We start from the raw sequence: 1750 nt of genomic DNA on the forward strand, positions 1-1750 counted from the left end.
TGACATTGATCAGACCCCCACGCTACTTTTTTGAATATTATACAAATGCAGCGAATGGCCTCCAATCAAATTAATGATTTTTGTCCTTAGTTTATCGAATCCATCTAAGTAAGTGCTTGTTTTATCATAGGTTTCTTCAGGCTGAACGAGGTTGATACCCTCGAAGCATTGAAACACCCAGCGCAGTGTGGGGGTAGCAGAGGGTATGTTAATCTGGTTTGGGATGGTTTCATTGGCTTTTTTCATGCTCGCGCGCATGCGTCGTTGCGCGATTGAGTAAACCAATAAAGATAAGGTCATGATCATTAACAATGCGTCGATACGACTAGGCTTTTTGATGAACAAGGATGACACAAAAAACAGTGGGTCTTTTAGGAATCTAAACCCTCTTTCTACCACCGATTGCGCCTTGTAATGATGCAGAATTCCCTCAGGTGATAGCGCTTTTTCGTCGGCATTTGTGGCGAGTATAAAGCATGATTTTTGTTCAATAGCATGTTGAATTGCTTTATCATTTAGCTCAACCACCGCGCTCGTTTGCCATACAATTTGTTTGACTGGTGCATCTTTTTTAGGTCGGCCTTTTCCCTCGTAAACCTTGTGTGCTATGCAGTTAAGCTCAGTCAGTTGGTGATACTTTTGTCGCTTGTTAAGCGCGGCCAACGACTTCAGTGCGTCCTCTTTGCAAGTGAAGCGCTGGGCTTGCAAATGAAATAACTCTTTGTCTAATTTTTCCTTGGCGCGGTCGGCTTGTCTGCCAATCGTTTTTGTTGCACGCTCACCTGCGGCTTTTGAATTGACGACTATCCAGCGCTGTTTAATATCCATGTGCTCTACTTCATTCACTGTGTACTGGTAGTTGTCATCAATAGTCGTCCATTCTTGCGCAGTTAGGGCTTCTGTAATGAGTGTTTTTTCTAGTTTAATAGTGGACGGGATAAGCGTAATAAACGTCAGTTGCGATAAGAACTCAGCATTGTCTTTATGGTAAAGCTTACAGTCAGCGACCAAGTAGTTAGGCTTGGGCGCAGTTTTCACCATCTTGACCAGCGCCTTAGCGCGCTCTTTAAACACTTTTGTATCAGCGCTATTACCATCCCAATTTTTAACGGCCAAGGGTATTCCTCCGTCTTGACTGACAATCATTTCTTGTACAACTTGTTTTAAATCAGGGCGATGCGCTTTGCTATGACCGTGTGTAATTCTGATAACATGCTCGTCACAGCCTTCCTCATCATGCGCATACTCGCCGGTTAACGAATGACTTGTGGTATCAAGGGATTTAAACTGGCAATCTACAGCCTCTATTTCGCAGGCCTGATGCGATACCAAGGAAAACAGACTTTCACAACCAAAGTCATAACATTGGTCCAGTGTTCGGCCTAGTTTATGGCGATTAAAGTGAGATGCCTCAACGCCTTCACGAAATAGATGCTCCATCGGGAGATTGGCAAAAAACTGAGGGCTAAGCGTCAAAGGGCGATTACAAAACCCCAGGCCATTCATTATCATGCCCTTTATCGCCTCGCCCGGGCTAATTTCTTGAAGATCATCTTGCGGCAAATGCTTATCTAACAAAGGCACCATGTTTAAGTCGTCGATAACGCCAGCAACAATGCCATGGTGGTCTAACCGTTTGATTTTCATTGTGATTTCACCCTCAAAAGTTGAGGTGATATTGTACTAAACCCGCGATCTTGTGGGAAATATTATAAATAGAAATTATTCAATTTGGTCTGATCAATGTCAG

At 43.4% G+C, this 1750-nt stretch carries 1 protein-coding gene; it reads right to left on the reverse strand.

Going from position 1 to position 1750, the window contains the following annotated elements; genetic code table 11:
- Positions 1-9: 9 nt before the first annotated feature.
- Positions 10-1647: an IS1634 family transposase gene (locus CXF95_RS26110; protein WP_101197715.1), complete on the reverse strand. Its 1638-nt coding sequence runs from the start codon at positions 1645-1647 to the stop codon at positions 10-12.
- Positions 1648-1750: the final 103 nt, after the last annotated feature.

The sequence above is a fragment of the Paraglaciecola sp. MB-3u-78 genome (assembly GCF_002835935.1).
Classification (GTDB): domain Bacteria; phylum Pseudomonadota; class Gammaproteobacteria; order Enterobacterales; family Alteromonadaceae; genus Paraglaciecola.